The 20,156-nt window shown below is 38.0% G+C and carries 11 protein-coding genes and 5 tRNA genes; 1 reads left to right on the plus strand and 15 read right to left on the minus strand.

Annotated features, from left to right (window positions below; genetic code table 11):
- The first annotated feature begins 84 nt into the window (after window positions 1-84).
- Window positions 85-744, plus strand: a complete 660-nt coding sequence (locus EKM64_RS11720) for a prepilin peptidase (RefSeq protein WP_125674888.1) — start codon at window positions 85-87, stop codon at window positions 742-744.
- On the opposite strand, the gene EKM64_RS01540 is transcribed toward EKM64_RS11720, so the two are convergent.
- From EKM64_RS01540 to tilS, 15 genes are all read right to left on the minus strand, one after another.
- On the minus strand, window positions 730-1,548 hold the full coding sequence (locus tag EKM64_RS01540) for an alpha/beta hydrolase (RefSeq protein WP_125674891.1): 819 nt from the start codon (window positions 1,546-1,548) through the stop codon (window positions 730-732). The genes EKM64_RS11720 and EKM64_RS01540 overlap by 15 nt on opposite strands.
- A gap of 78 nt (window positions 1,549-1,626) precedes the next feature.
- The gene (gene rpoC / locus EKM64_RS01545) at window positions 1,627-5,292 is read right to left on the minus strand and encodes a DNA-directed RNA polymerase subunit beta' (RefSeq protein ID WP_125674894.1); all 3,666 of its coding nucleotides are present in this window, start codon (window positions 5,290-5,292) and stop codon (window positions 1,627-1,629) included.
- Window positions 5,293-5,345: 53 nt separating this feature from the next.
- Window positions 5,346-8,924 carry a DNA-directed RNA polymerase subunit beta gene (rpoB, locus tag EKM64_RS01550; protein ID WP_125674896.1) on the minus strand — a complete coding sequence of 1,193 codons (3,579 nt, stop codon included), beginning with the start codon at window positions 8,922-8,924 and terminating at the stop codon, window positions 5,346-5,348.
- A 245-nt stretch (window positions 8,925-9,169) separates the two neighbouring features.
- Complete coding sequence (locus EKM64_RS01555; protein ID WP_125674898.1) at window positions 9,170-11,668, minus strand: ATP-dependent Clp protease ATP-binding subunit; 2,499 nt, start codon at window positions 11,666-11,668, stop codon at window positions 9,170-9,172.
- Between the two features lie 214 nt (window positions 11,669-11,882).
- Window positions 11,883-11,956, minus strand: a tRNA-Pro gene (locus tag EKM64_RS01560).
- A 21-nt stretch (window positions 11,957-11,977) separates the two neighbouring features.
- Window positions 11,978-12,049 (minus strand) — tRNA-Gly (locus EKM64_RS01565).
- 7 nt (window positions 12,050-12,056) lie between these two features.
- Window positions 12,057-12,129 (minus strand) — tRNA-Thr (locus EKM64_RS01570).
- A 48-nt stretch (window positions 12,130-12,177) separates the two neighbouring features.
- Window positions 12,178-12,260 (minus strand) — tRNA-Leu (locus tag EKM64_RS01575).
- A gap of 30 nt (window positions 12,261-12,290) precedes the next feature.
- Window positions 12,291-12,363: transfer RNA gene (locus EKM64_RS01580), tRNA-Val, on the minus strand.
- A 96-nt stretch (window positions 12,364-12,459) separates the two neighbouring features.
- Window positions 12,460-13,950, minus strand: coding sequence for a lysine--tRNA ligase (gene lysS / locus EKM64_RS01585; protein ID WP_125675234.1), 1,491 nt, complete (start codon window positions 13,948-13,950; stop codon window positions 12,460-12,462).
- Between the two features lie 50 nt (window positions 13,951-14,000).
- Window positions 14,001-15,005, minus strand: a complete 1,005-nt coding sequence (dusB, locus tag EKM64_RS01590; protein WP_125674900.1) for a tRNA dihydrouridine synthase DusB — start codon at window positions 15,003-15,005, stop codon at window positions 14,001-14,003.
- Window positions 15,006-15,108: 103 nt separating this feature from the next.
- The gene (gene hslO / locus EKM64_RS01595) at window positions 15,109-15,990 is read right to left on the minus strand and encodes an Hsp33 family molecular chaperone HslO (protein ID WP_125674902.1); all 882 of its coding nucleotides are present in this window, start codon (window positions 15,988-15,990) and stop codon (window positions 15,109-15,111) included.
- A 53-nt stretch (window positions 15,991-16,043) separates the two neighbouring features.
- Complete coding sequence (gene ftsH, locus EKM64_RS01600) at window positions 16,044-18,194, minus strand: ATP-dependent zinc metalloprotease FtsH (protein WP_125674904.1); 2,151 nt, start codon at window positions 18,192-18,194, stop codon at window positions 16,044-16,046.
- Window positions 18,195-18,276: 82 nt separating this feature from the next.
- Window positions 18,277-18,822 carry a hypoxanthine phosphoribosyltransferase gene (gene hpt / locus EKM64_RS01605; RefSeq protein ID WP_125674906.1) on the minus strand — a complete coding sequence of 182 codons (546 nt, stop codon included), beginning with the start codon at window positions 18,820-18,822 and terminating at the stop codon, window positions 18,277-18,279.
- A gap of 9 nt (window positions 18,823-18,831) precedes the next feature.
- Entirely contained in the window at window positions 18,832-20,136 is a 1,305-nt protein-coding gene (gene tilS, locus EKM64_RS01610) for a tRNA lysidine(34) synthetase TilS (protein WP_125674908.1), read from the minus strand.
- Window positions 20,137-20,156 lie beyond the last annotated feature (20 nt).

A 20,156-nucleotide genomic window follows, 5' to 3' on the forward strand; every position in this document is an offset into this window, starting at 1 on the left:
CGTCTACTAGAATATCATCTAAAAATGACTATGTCAATGCAACTTGGGGATGATTTACGTAATTTCTTTTTGAGGTGATAAAAGATGAATTATATTTTCAACTTTCTAATTTTTACGTTCGGAACTAGTATAGTGTCCTTTTTAACAGTAATTGCTCATGAATATCCTCATATTGACCCAATTAGACGTTCACAATGTGATAGTTGTCAAAGGACTTTGCACTGGTTTGAAATAATTCCGATCTGGAGTTATCTAATAGCTAAAGGTAATTGTAAAACTTGTAATAAGCCAATTGATAAATTCTATCCGCTAACTGAAATGGTTGGTGGACTCTTTTTGCTGGTGGCTTCGTTAACACACCAAAATCTCACTTTCGTAACATCACTCTTTACTGTCCTTACCCTTTTGGCATTCAGTGATCACTTCTTTGGTTACGTTTATTTGTCCAGCTACCTGCTGTTTGTTCCCATAATAATTCTTAACATTCAGCACTTATATTTTATCCCAGCTTTGATAGTTTATACACTACTAATGTTACTTAATTACTTATATGAAGGTATTGGCTCAGGAGATATTGAAATATTAACAATCCTAGCAATACTAGTTGGTTTTGATTCGATTTTAAAAATAATCCTGCTAGCCTGCTTCCTATGTCTGGTCAATTTCTATCTCACTTATAATAGTAAATTTAGATTCATCCCTTACATAACTATATCTACAGCCATAATTCTAATTCTTAGGTAGAATGTTTCTGACCTTCAACCAGTTGATACATAACTCCCACCAATTTGCATTAGCAAAATTTACATTATCTTCATTGCCTGGCTCTTGAGTAACATAAGTTGCCAACGATGATCCGTGACCGCCTGAAGCAAATAAATGTAATTCATATGGTATCTTCAAGAGTTCCATTTTTTGAGAATAAACGAATGAGTTCATAACGGGAACCGTTTGATCTGTGACGGTTTGCCAAATAAATGTTGGCTTAGAATCCTGTGTTAAATGTTCTTGCGCCTGCCAATAAAAGATATCTGGACTGATTTTCATAGCCCAATCCTCTTCAGGCCATCCTAATGTCAGATCAATAACCGGATACCCAATGATATTAGCCGTTGGTTGGACCATTATTTCTTCGTCAAAAATTTTGGCTCGAGTCTTTTCGTTGGTCATTAACGTATTAAAGTTAGCGACAATGTGACTTCCCGCGGAGAACCCAACTAACAAAACTTTATCCAAATCGATATTATGCATATCGGCCTGATCCTTGACCCAGTTCAATAAAGTGGCAAGCTCTTGTAAAACCAACGGATAAACTGGTCGCTCGTCAGATATCAATGGATAATCAAAAACGATTGCATGTATTCCCTCTGAAGCAAACTTCAAAGCTATCGGTTGTGCTTCACGTCCAGCAATAAATTTATATGCTCCACCAGGACAGATTATTGCTAAAGGTTTTTTAGGTTCATTTTCATAGTCCCCCAGCGGATCTAACCAATAAGTTTCAATTTCAAATTTACTATTCTTAAATTCAAGCTGTTGCTTAGCCATATTTTTCTCCTTTTGTTCACTAAAAAAATAGCACATTTAGGGTATAAAAAAAAGACAACCGTTTGGTTGTCTTTTTAACTATTTACCGGGATGTGTTGCATCTTCGGCTTTCATTTGAGCTTCAATATCAGAAATCGTATATGCTCCATTGATTGAATTATCAGCCATAGGACCAGTCTTCTTTGGTTCCATGTGGTTGTACTTAGCCATACCAGTACCAGCAGGAATAAGTTTACCAATGATAACATTCTCTTTAAGTCCAAGAAGTGGATCATTCTTACCTCTGATAGATGCATCAGTAAGAACTCTCGTTGTTTCCTGGAAGGAAGCAGCTGACAAGAAACTGTTTGTTTCAAGTGAAGCTTTAGTAATACCAAGCAATACTGGACGACCAGTTGCAGGAATACCACCGTTAAACAATGTTTCACGGTTGTGATCTGTAAATTGGGAAATATCCATTAATTGACCAGGTAAGACATCTGTATCACCAGGGTCAAGAATTCTGATTTTACGTAGCATTTGTCTGATCATAACCTCGAAATGCTTATCAGAAATATCAACACCTTGCATACGGTAAACCTTTTGAACTTCAGCAAGTAAGTAATTTTCTGTTGTTTGAACATTTGTAACTTTGACCAATTCCTTAGGATCAATTGAACCTTGTGTCAACTTACCACCACGGTCAACATGGTCACCTTCGGCGACCGCAACACTTGATGTATAAGGAACACTATAAGATCTAGTATCAATTAAACCTTCGACAGTGATTTCTTTAGTACGTTCAGCAGGATTCTCATCGATAGCAGTAATAGTACCGTCAACCTCAGAAATAACTGCAAGACCTTTAGGGTTTCTAGCTTCAACGATTTCTTGAACACGAGGAAGTCCTTGTGTAATATCGTCACCACCAGCAACACCACCGGTATGGAAGTTACGCATAGTAAGCTGTGTACCTGGTTCACCGATTGATTGAGCAGCAACAGTACCAACTGCCTCACCAATTTCAACTTCTTCACCAGTAGCAAGGTTTCTACCGTAACACTTCTTACATACACCATGTTTTGTATCACATGTAAATGCTGAACGAATTGTTACTTCTTTAACACCTGCATCAACGATCTTTTGAGCTAAGGTTTCATCCATAAGTACTCCACGAGCAGCTAGAACTTCACCAGTTTCAGGATCCTTGACGGTCTTTTGTGTATAACGTCCAACTAGACGGTCATACAATGGTTCGATCATATCTGTACCTTCCATAATTGAACTTACTAGAAGTCCACGGTCAGTACCACAATCTTCTTCACGTACGATAACATCTTGAGCAACATCAACTAGACGACGTGTTAAATAACCTGAGTTGGCGGTCTTCAAGGCTGTATCGGTCATACCTTTACGGGCACCGTGAGTTGACATGAACATTTCCAAAACAGATAGGCCTTCACGGAAGTTTGAAATAACAGGGATTTCCATCATACCACCATTAGGGGCGGCCATAAGTCCACGCATACCAGCAAGCTGTGTAAAGTTTGAGATATTACCACGGGCACCTGAATCAGACATCATTGAGATAGGGTTTGTTGGATCAAAGGAATCGATCAATAATTGTTGAATTTCATCCTTAGTATCGTTCCAAACACTGATAACACGGTCATGTCGTTCTTCATCAGTGATAAGTCCACGACGGAATTGCTTAGAAATTGAAGCAACTTGTTTGTGGGCCTTTTCGACGATTTCAGGCTTTTCAGTTAAGTTAGGAACATCGGTAACACCAACTGTTAGTCCAGAAAGTGTACAGATTGTATAACCTAATTCCTTCATATCATCAAGTAATGAAGATGTTCTTTGAACACGGTATGTCTTAAAGATTTGGGCAATGATATCACTCAAGTAACCACTCTTCAATGGATCAACAAGTTCCATTTCATCAAGTTTATCTTGAATGTTCTCACCTTTCTCCAAGAAATACTTATCAGGAACACCATTTGTCAAATTATCATCAGTAGGTTCATTCAAGTATGGGAAATCTTCCGGAAGAATTTCGTTAAAGATTACTTTACCAACACTTGTAACTATGATTTTATTTCTTTGATCATCACTAAATGGTTTATTTGGCATTGAGTCAACAGCTAAACCAATTCTTGTATGGTAATGTACATCACCATTTAGAAGTGCAGTTTGTACTTCATTGGCATCAGTAAAGATCTTACCTTCGCCAGTCATATGTCTTGTTTCAATTGTTAAGTAGTAGTTACCCAAAACAACATCCTGTGATGGTGTAACGATAGGTTTACCATCTTTAGGAGCAAGAATATGGTGAGCAGCAAGCATTAACATACGTGCTTCAGCTTGAGCTTCATCTGATAGAGGAACGTGGACAGCCATCTGATCCCCATCAAAATCGGCATTATAAGCTTCACATGCTAGTGGGTGAAGACGGATCGACTTACCATCAACTAAAACAGGTTCAAAGGCTTGGATACCAAGTCTATGAAGTGTAGGAGCACGGTTAAGTAGAACTGGACGTTCTTTGATTACATCTTCAAGTACATCCCAGATATCGTCATCTTGACGATCAATCTTTCTTCTAGCATTTTTAACGTTTGAAGCAATCTCACGTTTAACTAATTCATGCATTACGAATGGTTTGAACAATTCCAAAGCCATTTCACGAGGCAATCCACATTGATAGAACTTCAATGTAGGACCAACATCGATAACTGAACGTCCTGAATAATCAACACGTTTACCAAGTAAGTTTTGACGGAAACGTCCTTGCTTACCTTTAAGCATATGTGAAAGTGACTTCAATGGACGGTTACCAGGTCCTGTAACAGGACGGCCACGACGACCATTATCGATCAACGCATCAACAGCTTCTTGAAGCATTCTCTTTTCATTTTGAACAATAATATTTGGAGCATGAAGATCCAACAATCTCTTCAAACGATTATTACGGTTGATAACACGACGGTACAAATCATTCAAATCAGATGTGGCAAAACGGCCACCTTCTAGTTGAACCATTGGTCTTAAATCAGGTGGGATAACAGGAATTGCTTCCATTACCATCCACTCCGGTTTGTTACCAGACTTAGCAAAAGCACTAAGAATGTCCAAACGTCTAATTGCGCGTGTACGCTTTTGACCTTGAGCAGTTTTAAGAGTTTCACGTAATTCTTTAATCTCTGTCTTCGAATCAACTTGGCTAAGTAAATCTCTGATACCTTCAGCACCCATCTTAGCAACGAACTTGTTACCAAATTCTTCACGTTTCTTACGATATTCAGATTCTGTTAGTAAAGTTCTCTTCTCTAGGTCTGTATCACCTGGGTCGATAACTACGTATGAAGCAAAGTAAATTACTTCTTCAAGATTTCTAGGACTCATGTCCAAGACAAGACCCATACGTGATGGGATTCCCTTGAAGTACCATATATGTGTAACTGGTGCAGCTAATTCGATGTGAGCCATACGTTCACGACGAACCTTTGAACGAGTAACTTCAACACCACAACGGTCACAAACAATACCCTTATAACGGATACGTTTGTATTTACCACAGGCACATTCCCAGTCTTTAGTTGGTCCAAAAATTCTTTCATCGAATAGACCATCTTTTTCTGGTTTCAAAGTACGGTAGTTGATTGTTTCAGGCTTCTTAACTTCTCCATAAGACCAGCTACGAATCTTGTCAGGAGATGCTAAACCTATTTGCATACTTTCAAATTTATTAACGTCTATCAAAAGGTATCCTCCCTAATCACTATTTTGACTAGTTTTCTGATTTTGTACGTGAGTCAGCAGTTGTATCTTGTGATTCTTCCAATGGCTTCTTCTTCTGCACGTTTTTCTTCTTGTTGTTTTGCGAGTTTAGATAGTGCGTCAATACTTACAGTATCATCGTCTTCATCCATATCTCTAAGTTCGATCTCTTTATTGTGAGAGTCAAGAACCTTCATATCAAGACCTAAGGCTTGTAATTCTTTAACAAGAACACGGAATGATTCTGGAACACCTGGCTTAGGAATACTTTCACCCTTAACAATAGCTTCATAAGTCTTTACACGACCTACGATATCATCTGACTTGTATGTCAAAATTTCTTGTAGAGTATAAGCGGCACCATAGGCTTCAAGAGCCCAAACTTCCATTTCACCAAATCTCTGTCCACCAAATTGTGCTTTACCACCAAGTGGTTGTTGAGTAACTAGTGAGTAAGGTCCGATTGAACGAGCATGAAGTTTATCATCAACCATGTGAGCTAGTTTCATATAGTACATAACACCAACAGATACACGGTTCTTGAATGGTTCACCAGTACGGCCATCATAAAGTGTTGACTTACCATCTGAATCCATATCAGCTTCTTTAACGATATCCCAAAGTTCATCATCTTGAACACCATCAAAAACAGGTGTTGCAACGTGAATTCCAAGTTTTCTAGCGGCCATTCCTAAGTGAAGATCAAGTACTTGTCCGATATTCATACGAGATGGAACACCCATTGGGTTCAAAAGAATATCAACTGGTGTACCGTCTGGCATATAAGGCATATCTTCTTGAGGAACAACAATTGAAACAGTACCTTTGTTACCATGACGTCCGGCCATCTTATCACCAACTTGGATCTTACGTTTCTGAGTGATATAGACACGAACCATCATATTAACACCAGGATCTAATTCATCTCCAGCTTCACGAGTGAAGACCTTAACATCTTGAATAATTCCGCCACCACCATGTGGTACGCGAAGTGATGTGTCACGAACTTCACGAGCTTTTTCACCAAAGATAGCATGTAGCAATCTCTCTTCAGCTGATAATTCTGTAACACCCTTAGGAGTTACTTTACCAACTAAGATGTCACCATCACGAACTTCAGCACCAATACGAATAATACCAAACTCATCAAGATCCTTAAGTGATTCTTCACCAACATTAGGGATTTCACGAGTGATTTCCTCAGGTCCAAGTTTTGTATCACGTGCTTCTGATTCATACTCTTCAATATGAATTGAAGTATAAGCATCTTCACGAACTAATTTTTCTGAAAGAACGATAGCATCTTCGTAGTTATACATATTCCATGTCATAAATGCGATCAATGGATTTTGTCCAAGAGCTAATTCACCATTTTCCATAGCAGGACCATCAGCGATAATATCGCCGGCCTTAACTTCCTCACCCTTGCGAGCAATAGGTCTTTGGTTATAACTCTTACCATTATTTGAACGACGGAATTTAGTTACTTTATATTCATCAGTTGTGCCATCATCATTACGTTTAACGATAATCTTTCTAGCATCAACATATTCAATAACACCATCATTCTTAGCGATAAGTGCGGCACCAGAATCATGAGCAGCAATATATTCCATACTTGTACCAACAAGTGGTGCATGTGGATTGACCAAAGGAACTGCCTGACGTTGCATGTTAGCACCCATCAAAGCACGGTTCGAGTCATCATTTTCCAAGAAAGGAATACATGCTGTAGCAACAGAAACTACTTGTTTAGGAGAAACGTCCATGTAATCGACTTTTTCTGGTGTAGTTTCAATATTGTCATCTTTTTTACGAGCCAAAATTGTGCTGTCAGAGAAACTACCATCTTCTTCAAGTTTAGTATTAGCCTGAGCAACAACATAGTTATCTTCTTCGTCAGCAGTTAAATAATCAATTTTATTTGTAACCTTATGTGTATCCCATGAAACACGACGATATGGTGTTTCAATGAAACCATATTCATTGATAATAGCGTAACTGGCCAAATTATTGATAAGTCCGATATTAGGTCCTTCAGGAGTTTCGATAGGACACATACGGCCATAGTGAGTATAGTGAACGTCACGAACTTCATATCCAGCACGATCACGAGTCAAACCACCAGGTCCAAGAGCAGATAGACGACGCTTGTGTTCTAGTTCTCCAAGTGGGTTTGTCTGATCCATGAACTGTGACAATTGTGATGAACCGAAGAATTCCTTGATTGAAGCAACAACTGGTCTAATGTTGATCAATTGTTGTGGTGTAACAGTTGCTGAGTCTTGAATAGACATTCTTTCACGTACAACACGTTCCATACGTGATAAACCAATACGGAATTGGTTTTGAAGTAATTCACCGACTGAACGAATACGACGGTTACCCAAGTGATCAATATCATCAGTGTTACCAATATCTTCTTTAAGGTTCAAGAAGTAGTTGATACCAGCCAAGATATCGGCAGGTGTAATAACACGAAGCTTGGCATCAATATGACCATTACCGATCATATTAACAACTTTTTCGTTATCAGCTTCTGAATAAACTTTAATTATTTGAACTGTAATTGGATCTGTCAATACACCTTCATCAGATGGTTGAAGAGTAACAGTCTTGAAATCTTCACGTTTAAGGTATGGACTCAATTTGTTCATAGCTTCACGGTCAAGAACTGTATCTTTAGCCAAGATAACTTCACCTGTATCAGGATCAGCAAGTGTTTCAGCCAATGTCTTGTTCAATAGTCTTGTCTTTATGTTGAGCTTCTTGTTGACCTTGTAACGACCAACTGAGGCCATATCATATCTACGTGGGTCAAAGAATCTAGCATAGAGCAATGAACGAGATGAATCAGCCGTCTTAGGTTCGCCAGGACGGAGTCGTTCATAAATATCCTTCAACGCTTCTTCAACACGAGAATCACTTGTATCTTTATGAACATCTTTTTCAAGAGTTAAATTCAAAGTATCATTTTCACCAAAGATATCAAGAATTTCAGAATCAGCACCAAAACCTAATGATCTGATCAACTCAGAAATAGGTAATTTTCTAGTTCTATCGATTCTAACGTATCCTAAACCTTTAGCATCTGTTTCAAATTCTAACCAGGCACCACGGTTAGGAATAACTGTTGTACCAAAGTTGATACGCCCATTTTTGTCAGTATCTGAATTATAGTAAATACCAGGTGAACGTACTAATTGAGAAACAATAACACGTTCGGCACCATTAATAATAAAAGTACCTTGTTCTGTCATGATTGGAAAATCGCCAAAGAAAACATCTTGAGTTTTGATCTCGCCTGTTTCATGGTTAGTTAATTTCAACGTGACATGCAATGGTGCTGAAAAGTTAGCATCATGTTGTCTTGCTTCTTCAACTGTGTATTTAGGTTCCAATAGTTTGTAATCAACGTACTCTAATGAAAGATTTCCACCGAAATCATCAATAGGCATAACGTCATCAAACATATCCTTAAGTCCTTCATCTAAGAACCAGTTATAGGAATTTGTTTGAATGTCTATTAAATTTGGCAGTGGAAGTACTTCCTTGATCTTTGCATAACTACGACGAACACGGTGTGCACCATAATTAACGTTATGATAAGTCAAATTTTTCACCTCAACATATAATTTGTTCAAACGCAGGCCGAATATTACATTTTCGTTACAAATTGCAAGAAAACGTTTTTATTACCTGTTTTTAGGCAAAAAAAAACCAAAAATAGAATCTTAAATTCTACTTTTGCTTTTTCTATACGGCATAGCCACGGACAATAGATCGTGACTTACGTTTTGAACTTTGAATCTCACAAGAAATAATACTACCTATAAATAATAATGTCAATAGATAGAGATTAATGTGCAAGTGATTTTTCATTCTTCTTCTTCTTTTCTTCCGAAACCGTCACGGTCAATTTACCTTGTTTAGAACCGACTTTGATTGTGTCACCTTCGCCTACTTTGTTCATAAGCAACAGTTCACTGACTGGATCTTCGATCTCTCTTTGAATCGTTCTTCTCATTGGACGAGCACCATACTCTGGATTGTAACCATCTTTAACCAGATCGCTATAAGCCGCTGGTGAGATAACAAGTTCGATCTTACGATCTTCAAGACGTTTTCTCAAGTTTCCGCTCATGATCTTAGCAATAGCTTTTAATTGGTCACGGTCTAATGACTTGAAGACAATCGTTTCATCAATGCGGTTCAAGAATTCTGGTCTAAAGAATTTCTTCAATTCTGTATTGATACGATCCTGCATTTCCTTGTAATCATCTTGAACATCTTTGGCGCCAAATCCAACGGACTTGTCTTCTTGTAATGCACGTGCACCCAAGTTAGAAGTCATGATAATAATCGTATTACGAAAATCAACTTTACGTCCTTTAGCATCAGTTAAGATACCATCGTCAAGAACTTGCAATAAGATATTGAAAACATCTGGATGGGCTTTTTCAACTTCATCAAGCAAAATAACTGAGTAAGGTTCATTTCTAACTTTCTCAGTCAACTGACCACCGTCATCAAAGCCAACATAACCAGGTGCTGAACCGATCAATTTAGAAGTACTGTATTGTTCCATGTATTCTGACATATCCACACGGATCAGATTATCCTCTGAACCGAACATAACTTCAGCAATTGATTTAGCAAGCTCAGTCTTACCAACACCAGTAGGTCCTAAGAACATAAACGAACCAATCGGTCTATCTGGATCTTTCATACCACTTCTAGCACGACGAATCGCACGAGAGATAGCACTAATGGCAGTATTTTGTCCGATAACACGCTTATGAAGTTCTTTCTCAAGATTCAAGAGACGCTCACTTTCTTTACGAGTGATCTGTTTAACCGGAACACCAGTCCATTCAGCAATAATTTCGGCAATATCACTAACTTTAACAACTGGTTGTTTTGCATGACCGGTTTCTTTAGACTCTTTTAATTCGGCGATTTTCTCTTGAAGGTCTTGTTCCTTCTCACGTATCTTAGCGGCCTTTTCAAAGTCTTGATCTAAGATGGCATTATTCTTATCATCGATCAACTTCATCGATTGGCTAGTCAAATCATCCAAATCATTATGTTTAGAAACATTGTGAATTCTTACTTTGGCGGAAGCCTCATCAACTAAATCGATTGCCTTGTCTGGCAAGAAACGGTTTGTCAAATAACGTGTTGAAAGTTTAACTGCGGCTTCAATAGCTTCATCTGAAATGATCAGGCCATGATGTTGTTCATATCTGGGACGGAGTCCCTTTAGAATTTCAACGGATTCTTCTTCAGTTGGTTCTTCAACGACAATCTTAGCAAAACGACGTTCCAAAGCACTATCTTTTTCAATATACTTTTGGTATTCGTTTAGGGTCGTGGCACCGATCAATTGCAATTCACCACGAGCTAAGGCTGGTTTCAAAATATTTGAGGCATCAATAGCACCTTCAGCACCACCAGCACCAATCAAAGTATGTAATTCATCAATAAATAAAATAACATGTTTGTCTTTATAAATTTCTTCAATGATCTTCTTTAAACGATCTTCAAACTCTCCACGATACTTTGTACCAGCTACTAATGAGCCCATATCAAGCATCATGATACGTTTATTTTGCATATCAAGCGGAACTTCTTTTTTAACAATATAACTAGCTAGGCCTTCAGCGATGGCGGTTTTACCAACCCCTGGTTCACCTACTAGTACTGGATTATTTTTAGTTCTACGACTAAGAATCTGAATGGTTCTCTCGACTTCTTTTTTTCGACCGATCACAGGATCAATTTGATTATCAGCCGCGATCTTAGTTAAATCACGTGCCAATGAATCAAGTGTAGGTGTGCCTGCTGGTTGTTTCTTCTTGCGATTAGCATTAGCCATATTAGCGGCCATGCCACGAGGGCCACTTTTAGTTGACATCCCCATTTTGGTAAGAAGTAAATTTTTTGTCTTAGTTAGGCTTAATCCTAAATTAGTTAAAATTCGGTTTGCTAAATTATCAGTATCGTCTAAAATGGCCAATAAAATATGCTCTGTTCCAATACGACTAGTATTGTATTGATCAGAAACATCTTGTGAATTAGACAGGATCTTCTGTCCCTTAGGAGAATATGGGAGGTAAATGCCTTTGGCGGTATTAGATGAGACATCTCCGTAACCAGTTAGATGTTCGATTTCTTCTTCAACATCGCGTTCACTAACGGCGAGATCTCTCAAAGTAATACCGGCAATACCATCGTTCTCCATAGTTAATCCTAGAAGAATATGTTCAGTTCCAACAGCATTGTGATGAAATGTTTTAGCCTGCTCTTGAGCCAAAACAAGTGCGTTCTTCGCGCTTTCGGTAAATACTTTGTCCATTTTAACTACCTCGACTTATAAATTTCTTGGTGTAGAAAGTATAATTCTGTTGTGTAAAAATGCAAGTGATTTAGCTCATAGGGTAATTAAGCATTTCGTCTGCTTACATTTCTTAACTACTATTATTACATATTTATTCGGAATCACATTAATAATCAGCACAAATAAAAGAGATCATCGACTTCGATAAGAAGTGATGATCTCTTTTATCAAATCGGGAAAACAAGATTTGAACTTGCGACCTCTACGTTCCGAACGTAGCGCTCTACCAAGCTGAGCTATTTCCCGATTTAACTGTATTATCAATGAAGCGGAAGACGGGATTCGAACCCGCGACCCCCACCATGGCAAGGTGATGTTCTACCACTGAACTACTTCCGCATAATAATGCCGACTAGAGGATTCGAACCTCCGACCCCCTGTTTACAAGACAGATGCTCTGCCAACTGAGCTAAGTCGGCATCAAGTGACGCGTTTTAAAAATCGACTTCAATATTTTAAATATCGAATACGGGTGAAAGGACTTGAACCTTCATGTCCACTGGACACTAGAACCTAAATCTAGCGCGTCTGCCAATTCCGCCACACCCGCAAAACATGAACCCACTAAGCTTACGCTTAATGGAGGATACAGGGATCGAACCTGTGACCTCCTGCTTGTAAGGCAGATGCTCTCCCAGCTGAGCTAATCCTCCATGTCGTGCTCTGTTTCAACAACTATATTAGTATACCTAAAAACAACAAAAAAAGTCAACGAATTTTCGTTAACTTTTTTATTTTTTTATATTCAATTATTCTGGATTATTACTATTGTCTTCTGGTTTCATAGTTGGGAACAAGACAACATCACGAATTGTTGGTGCATCTGTAAGTAACATAACAAGACGATCAATACCAATACCTAGTCCACCTGTTGGAGGCATACCGTATTCTAGGGCTTCAACGTAATCTTTATCGATACCTTCGGCTTCGTCATTACCTTCATTTCTTTCAGCAACTTGAGCTTCAAATCTTTCACGTTGATCAATCGGATCATTCAATTCAGTAAAGGCATTACCATATTCATGACCTAATATGTAAACTTCAAAACGGTCTACGAATCTTGGATCTTTCTTATTCTTCTTAGCTAAAGGAGAAACTTCGATTGGATAACCATAAATGAATGTTGGTTCTTTGATATTTTCTTCAACAAAAGTTTCAAAGAACTCATTAATAATATGACCGACTTTCCAATATTGTTCGTAGTGCACGTTATTTTCATCAGCGAGTTTACGAGCTTCATCAATTGTCATTTCCTGAGTGAAGTCGATACCAGTCTTTTCTTGGATAGCAGAAACCATAGAGATTCGCTTGAAAGGTTTGCCAAGATCAACATCTTCACCTTGATAAGTAATTTGCGTTGTTCCAAGTGCCTTTTGAGCGGCATGTCTAAAGATACCTTCTGTTTCATCCATAACATCGTTGAAATCAAAGTATGCAGCATATGTTTCAAGTGATGTAAATTCAGGACTATGCTGTGTATCTAATCCTTCATTACGGAAAACACGTCCAATTTCATAGACACGTTCAAATCCACCAACAACTAATCTCTTCAAAGGTAGTTCCAACGCGATTCTGAGATACATGTCTTCATCCAAAGCATTGTAGTGGGCGATAAATGGCTTAGCATTGGCACCACCAGCTTGAGCATTCAAAGTTGGTGTTTCAACTTCAAGGAAGTCCTCACCATCTAAATACTCACGGACAGCTGAAATGATTTTTGAACGTTTCTTGAAACGATCAAAACTATCTTCATTAGCAATCAAGTCAAGATATCTTTGACGATATTTTTGTTCAACATTTGTTAAACCATGGAATTTATCTGGTAGTGGACGGAGTGACTTAGCTAGCATAGTTACCTTAGTAGCTTTAACAGTCAATTCACCCATATCAGTCTTCATAACGTGGCCTTCAATACCTAGATGATCACCGATATCAGCACGTTTGAAAATATGGTAGTTTTCTTCCCCTACCTCATCTTTACGTACATAGATTTGAATCTTGCCGCTTCTATCTTTAATGTCAGCGAAGCCAACTTTACCTTTACCACGTTTGGTCATCATACGACCAGCAATGATTACAGGTGTGTTTTGTTCTTCAAGGACCTCTTTGTCCTCTTCGTTATACTTGCCGTGAAGTTCTTCTGTTAAATCAGTTCTGACAAAGCGTGAACCATATGGATCTACACCTTCATCATATAATTCAGCCAATTTTTCACGTCGAACTCTTAGCTGATCATTCATTTCTTTTCCTTGCTTATTTTTTTGGTTTCCCAAACTGTTCTCCCCCGTTTCTATGAAAATCTGGCAGATCTTGCTTCTCGCTTTTCAGCACTTTCAACAAAACCGTCTAATATATCAAATACTTCTTTCATGGTACCAACTTGCATGACCTTAGCGCGGGTTCTTACAGCATGTGGAATACCTTTTAGATAGTATGCTGCTTGTTGACGAAATTCTGGTACGCCAACATGCTCACCCTTTAAGTCTACCAAACGTTCCAGTTGAAGTTTAGCTATATTAATTTTTTCTCTAGTTGTCGGATCAGGAATTATTTCTCCTGTTTCAATATAACGCTCCATTGCGCTCAATTTCCAGAAGTTTCCCAAAACTGCACGTCCGACCATAGCAGCATCTGCACCAACATCTTCGAGCATTGTTTTAACATCTTGAGGCGTCCTGATATCACCATTTCCCATAAAAGGAATCGTTAATTTTTGAGCAACCTCGTGCAAGATATCCCAGTTGGCACGACCTTGATAGAATTGTTTACGTGTTCTACCATGCATGGCGACGGCGGCAGCACCACCTTCTTGAGCAGCCAAAGCATTTTCAACTGCATAAAGATGATCGTCATCCCAACCAGTTCTCATTTTAATCGTTAATGGTTTATCAATAGCTGAACTAACTTCTTTAACAACGTTATAGATCTTATCAGGATCTAGTAACCATCTGGATCCGGCATCATTCTTAACAACTTTGTTAACCGGACATCCCATGTTGATATCAATAATATCAGCCGCGGTATTCTCAGAAACAAATTTAGCAGCTTCCACAAGAGATTCCTTGCTACCACCAAATAATTGAATGCTAACTGGATGTTCTTTAGAATCAATAAACAGCATATCCAACGTTTTATTATTATGATACTTAATGCCTTGATCACTGACCATTTCGCAGACAACTAGCCCAGCACCAAATTCACGAGCTGTCAGTCTAAATGACGCATTAGTAATACCGGCCATTGGCGCTACGACAAGCTGATTAGGAATCGTTACGTCTCCTATTTTCCATTTCATATTGTCTACCTCTATGTTTTTTAAGTAAAAATTCTACCTAAAAAGCATTCTTTAATTACAACTTGCAATAATAACAAATTTTCGACTTAGATGGCAAACATGATTACTTCTTTTCTGCAATAATCTCTTTCAGATCTGCTTCTGAAAATTGATATTTGTTGTTACAGAATTTACAGACCGCTTCTGCACCATGGTTCTCATCGATCATAGCTTGGAGTTCGTCATCTGATAAAGTGGCTAAAGATTTAGAGAACTTATCTTTCGAACAATCACACTTAAAAGCAATTGGCATTGTATCAAGAATTTTCATCTCGACACCATTCATCAATTTACTCAATACCTCTTCATTAGTTAGTCCTTCATTTAATAGAGTTGATAAATTGGGAATCACTTTAAGGTTATTTTCTATTTTTGTAATGTCATCGTCATTGGCACCGGGGAGAGTTTGAATTAGGAAACCTCCAGCAGCACCGACAGTTTCATTCGGCTGCACAAAAACTGAAACTCCAATAGCTGACGGGATCTGTTCTGACTTTGCCATATAATATGTAAAATCGGCACCAATTTCACCGGAAACAATTGGAACTTGACCTGTAAAAGGATCTTTCATATGAAGATCTTTAGTAATGCTTAAAGTTCCGTTTGTACCAACAGCACCTTTAACATCAATATGATGATCATCATTTAGTGGCAAACTAATATGTGGATTTTGAATATATCCTTTTACATTTCCCTTTGCATTGGCGTCAACTACAATTGCTCCAGCGGGACCATCCGCAACAACTCTACTTGTTAAGACCTCATCTTCTTTAAGTGTTGAAGTAGCAACCAGGATTGAGCCAATCATTGTACGACCTAGTGCAGCCGTAGAATTAGACCAAGTATCATGTCTCTTTTGAGCCTCAGCAATTGTATCAGTTGCATTGATTACATAAACTCTGAATTTTCCATCTTTAGAAACTGATTTTGTTAATGTATCTGTCATCGTATTCTCCTATATTTTTAGTTCAAAAAAGCGACTCAAACGAGTCGCTTCTTTTATTTATCCTGTGTATCGTCATGATCATTTTGATCATTTGATTCATCAGTATTTGATTTATCGTCGCTAGGACTGTCGTCATCTTTCTTTTCTGAAGGGAATTCGGTATCAGTGTTACCGGATTTTTCTTTAGGATCGTCAGATTTTTGTTTGGCAGCATCTTTAGCTTCAACAGCACGCTTAGCTTGTTCGAAAGTAGCAGCACTTTCACTTGGAAATTCTTCTTTCAAGTCACCATCAGGCATCTTACCTGTATCGAATAAACTCAAGATTTCCTTTTCATCAAGTGTTTCATACTTGAGCAATGCTTCGGCAATCAATTTATGTTGTTCACGATGATCCTCGATGATTTCACGAGCTTGTTCATGACCTTCATCAAGGAAACGTTTAACTTCTTGATCAATTGCATTAGCAGTACTTTCTGAATATGAAGGCTCGGCACGGTAACTTCCGCCACCAAATGGTTGACCGTTCTTTTCAAGTTGAACTTGGCCTAGACGATCAGTCATACCATACTCAGTAACCATTGTACGAGCAATTTGAGTGGCTTGCTCAAAGTCATTTGAAGCCCCTGATGATTGCGAGCCAAAGATAATTTCTTCGGCTGTACGACCACCAAGCAAACCAGCAATTTGTTCAGTTAATTCTTTCTTAGTAATTAAGTTTTGATCATCCTTTGGAAGCATGATGGCGTAACCACCAGCCTTACCACGTGGAACGATCGTAACTTTTCTAACAACACGTGAATCGTTTAAAACCAATCCAATAAGAGCATGCCCGGCCTCATGATAAGCAACCATATGGCGTTCTTTATCAGAAATGACACGATTCTTCTTAGCTGGTCCAGCAATAACACGGTCTTCAGCTTCATCAATATCAGATGGATCGATCTTTTGCTTACCACGTCTAGCAGCAACTAGGGCAGCTTCATTAAGTAAGTTTTCAAGATCGGCACCAACGAAACCTGGAGTTTGTTGAGCGATAACCTTTAGATCAACATCATCTGTAAATGGTTTATTTGTAGCATGAACTTTAAGAATAGCTTCACGTCCCTTAACATCTGGACGGCCAACTAATATCTTACGATCAAAACGACCTGGACGTAGCAAGGCGGGATCAAGTACATCAGAACGGTTAGTAGCGGCCATAACGATGACACCTTCATTACCTGTAAATCCATCCATTTCGATCAATAATTGGTTAAGTGTTTGTTCACGTTCATCATTACCACCACCGGTACCAGAACCACGTTGACGACCAACGGCATCAATTTCATCAATAAAGATAATTGATGGAGCATCTTTTTTGGCATTCTCAAACAAGTCACGAACACGAGATGCACCAACACCGACGAACATTTCAACGAAGTCAGAACCAGAGATTGAATAGAATGGAACTTTAGCTTCACCAGCTACAGCCTTAGCAAGTAAAGTTTTACCAGTACCAGGGGGTCCTTCAAGTAATACACCTGATGGGATCCTAGCACCAAGCGATACGAACTTTCTTGGATCTTTTAAGAACTCAACAACCTCAACAAGTTCTTGCTTTTCCTCTTCAGCACCAGCGACATCAGAGAATCTAACTTTGTTCTTTTTAGGATCTTCAGGTTTAACTTTGGATTTACCAAAGTTCATAACTCGGTTGGATCCTCCACCTTGTCCACCTCGACCCATCATTGCAAAGATGATGAAGAAGAAGAGAAGGAATGGTAAGACTAAGGTTAGAATCAATGAAATCCATTGTGAGGATTGTGATTTAGGAGCAGCAGTCGTCTTAACACTCTTAGCTTCCGCTGCGTTATTGATTCGTTTTAAAGTATCATTGTTAGGCAATACAGTAGAAGTAAATTGTGTTACTTCAGATGTTGTCGTTGATTGCCTACGACTAAATAGAGAAACTGATTTAGTAGCCGAAGTCTTCTGAGCTTTCTTGTATTCACCAGTTACTTGATAAGCTCCACCGACAGGCTCAATTTTAAAACTCTTAACTTTTCCTTTGTTAAGTTGAGTAATAAATTGATCTTGACTAAGCGTTTTAGATTGATCTGAGGATTGACCACCAGCAAACCAACTTGCTGCAAGCACCAAAACAACAAAGAGCAAGATATAAAACAGGCTATTATTGATTAACCTATTTCGATTGTTTTTCATACATTTCCTCCTAATTAATTAGACGCTACATATTGTAACATTGGTTGATATTAACGCAATAATAATTATACCGCTATCCTAATTATTTTGTTGAATAAACCTCTGGGCTCAAAACGCCGACATAAGGCAGGTTACGGTAATGTTCATCGAAGTCCATTCCATACCCTACAACGAAGGCATCTGGTATCTGAGCACCAACATAATCAACATGGACATGTTTGATTCTTCTAGCCGGTTTATCTAAGAATGAAACGATCCTAATGGACTTAGCGTTACGAGTCTTAAATAACTCGATCAAACGATCTAATGTATAGCCAGTGTCGATGATATCTTCGACGATAACCACATCACGACCGCTCAATGGTGTATCCAAATCCTTAATGATTCTAACTTCACCAGTAGTTGATGTGTTTTCACCACCATAACTGGAAACGTCCATGAAGTCATATTCCATTGGAATATCAATATTCTTAACTAGATCCATCATGAACATCGCGGCACCACGTAAGATACAAACAAACAAGGGATTCTTGTCAGCATAGTCTTTGGTCAATTCTTTACCTAGTCGAATATTTGTTTCCTCGATTTTTTCTTGCGATACTAGAACCCTTTCGATATCTGAATTCATTTCCTTACCTCACCTAAAGTCTATTTTGAAACCATAATTATCTTGTTTAAAATAATCGCTTATATTATAGATTTTTTCAACCCATACTATCTGATTATCAAATAATAAAATAATTGAATGATCTCTTTGATACTCAGGAACCTTCTTATTAATGAATCGTTTACTTAATTTCTGATGGCGATTATTATCTAAAGTTAATTTATCACCTGCCTGTCTTGTTCGCAGCATAATTTGCTCAGGAATTTTGTTAACTACAATATCCGCTTCTGAAACTGGAACACGTTTTACAACTAAATTATACCCATTTATTTTGACCGTTTGATTGACTTGAATCAATTTTTTTAAATTTATTATGGATTCCGATTTTCGAATTATAAATTGTTCATATGATCTCTGAAAAATCCAATTATCCTCTAAATTAACAGACGCATTAGGATGATTATTATCGATCACATCTATTATTTGATCGATCTGTTTATTGCTGACTGAGATGGGTAATTTTCGAGTAAAAAAACTTCCCCAAAATAACGTTTGCTGATTATGATCCAAAACCTTTACCGGTGTTAACTTACCAGACAGATTGTGTATATCCATTTGTTGTTCTATCTGGAAAAATTTATCAATAGCTAAATCAATCAAAGCATTCAACTGCTGATCAAATAAATTAAAGTGTGACAGGACCTGACCATTTTCCTCTTCTAACTCTGGAAAAATATTATTCCGCAATCGGTTCCGCATAGTAACGTTTTCAAAATTAGTCTCATCTTGAACGTATTTGATCTGTCTTGTCTTAGCGTATGTCTTCAAATCAGCTTTACTAAATTGCAATAATGGCCTAACTAGTTGTCCTACTGTAAAATTACGTCTTTGTTTAAGACTTGTGACCTCAAAAATATTTCCTGAACGGATCATCTTCATCAAAATATTCTCTGCCAAATCATTGGCGTGATGTGCCGTCAATAATGTATCGTAATTATCACGTTTCATTATTTGAGCAAAGAAGTCATAACGAAATTTGCGACCAGCTGCTTCCATACCGATATCACTCGGATGATTTTCCCACTTAGTTGTATAGAATTTAAAATCATGTTTCTGGCAAAAAGCTCTTAAGAACTCAACTTCGTCAACACTACTAGGTCGCAAGTCGTGATCAACATTGATGACGCCAAAATCCTTGTTAGGAAAAAGCTTACTAACTATTGTTAACAAGACCATTGAATCTACACCGCCAGAAACAGCGATCAAAACTCGTTTGGCCTGATACTTTTGTAAAACTTTCTTTACTGCTCCGATCAATTCATTTTCTATTCTCATACTGTCCTTCTTAAATATTA

Source organism: Companilactobacillus keshanensis, from assembly GCF_003946205.1.
Classification (GTDB): Bacteria; Bacillota; Bacilli; order Lactobacillales; family Lactobacillaceae; genus Companilactobacillus; species Companilactobacillus keshanensis.

Excerpts from the sequence above, each read along its gene's own strand:
- EKM64_RS11720 (WP_125674888.1), top strand. The coding sequence starts at position 85 with ATGAATTATATTTTCAACTTTCTAATTTTTACGTTCGGAACTAGTATA.
- EKM64_RS01540 (WP_125674891.1), bottom strand. The coding sequence starts at position 1,548 with ATGGCTAAGCAACAGCTTGAATTTAAGAATAGTAAATTTGAAATTGAA.
- EKM64_RS01555 (WP_125674898.1), bottom strand. The coding sequence starts at position 11,668 with ATGGACAAAGTATTTACCGAAAGCGCGAAGAACGCACTTGTTTTGGCT.
- lysS (WP_125675234.1), bottom strand. The coding sequence starts at position 13,950 with ATGAATGATCAGCTAAGAGTTCGACGTGAAAAATTGGCTGAATTATAT.
- dusB (WP_125674900.1), bottom strand. The coding sequence starts at position 15,005 with ATGAAATGGAAAATAGGAGACGTAACGATTCCTAATCAGCTTGTCGTA.
- hslO (WP_125674902.1), bottom strand. The coding sequence starts at position 15,990 with ATGACAGATACATTAACAAAATCAGTTTCTAAAGATGGAAAATTCAGA.
- ftsH (WP_125674904.1), bottom strand. The coding sequence starts at position 18,194 with ATGAAAAACAATCGAAATAGGTTAATCAATAATAGCCTGTTTTATATC.
- hpt (WP_125674906.1), bottom strand. The coding sequence starts at position 18,822 with ATGAATTCAGATATCGAAAGGGTTCTAGTATCGCAAGAAAAAATCGAG.
- tilS (WP_125674908.1), bottom strand. The coding sequence starts at position 20,136 with ATGAGAATAGAAAATGAATTGATCGGAGCAGTAAAGAAAGTTTTACAA.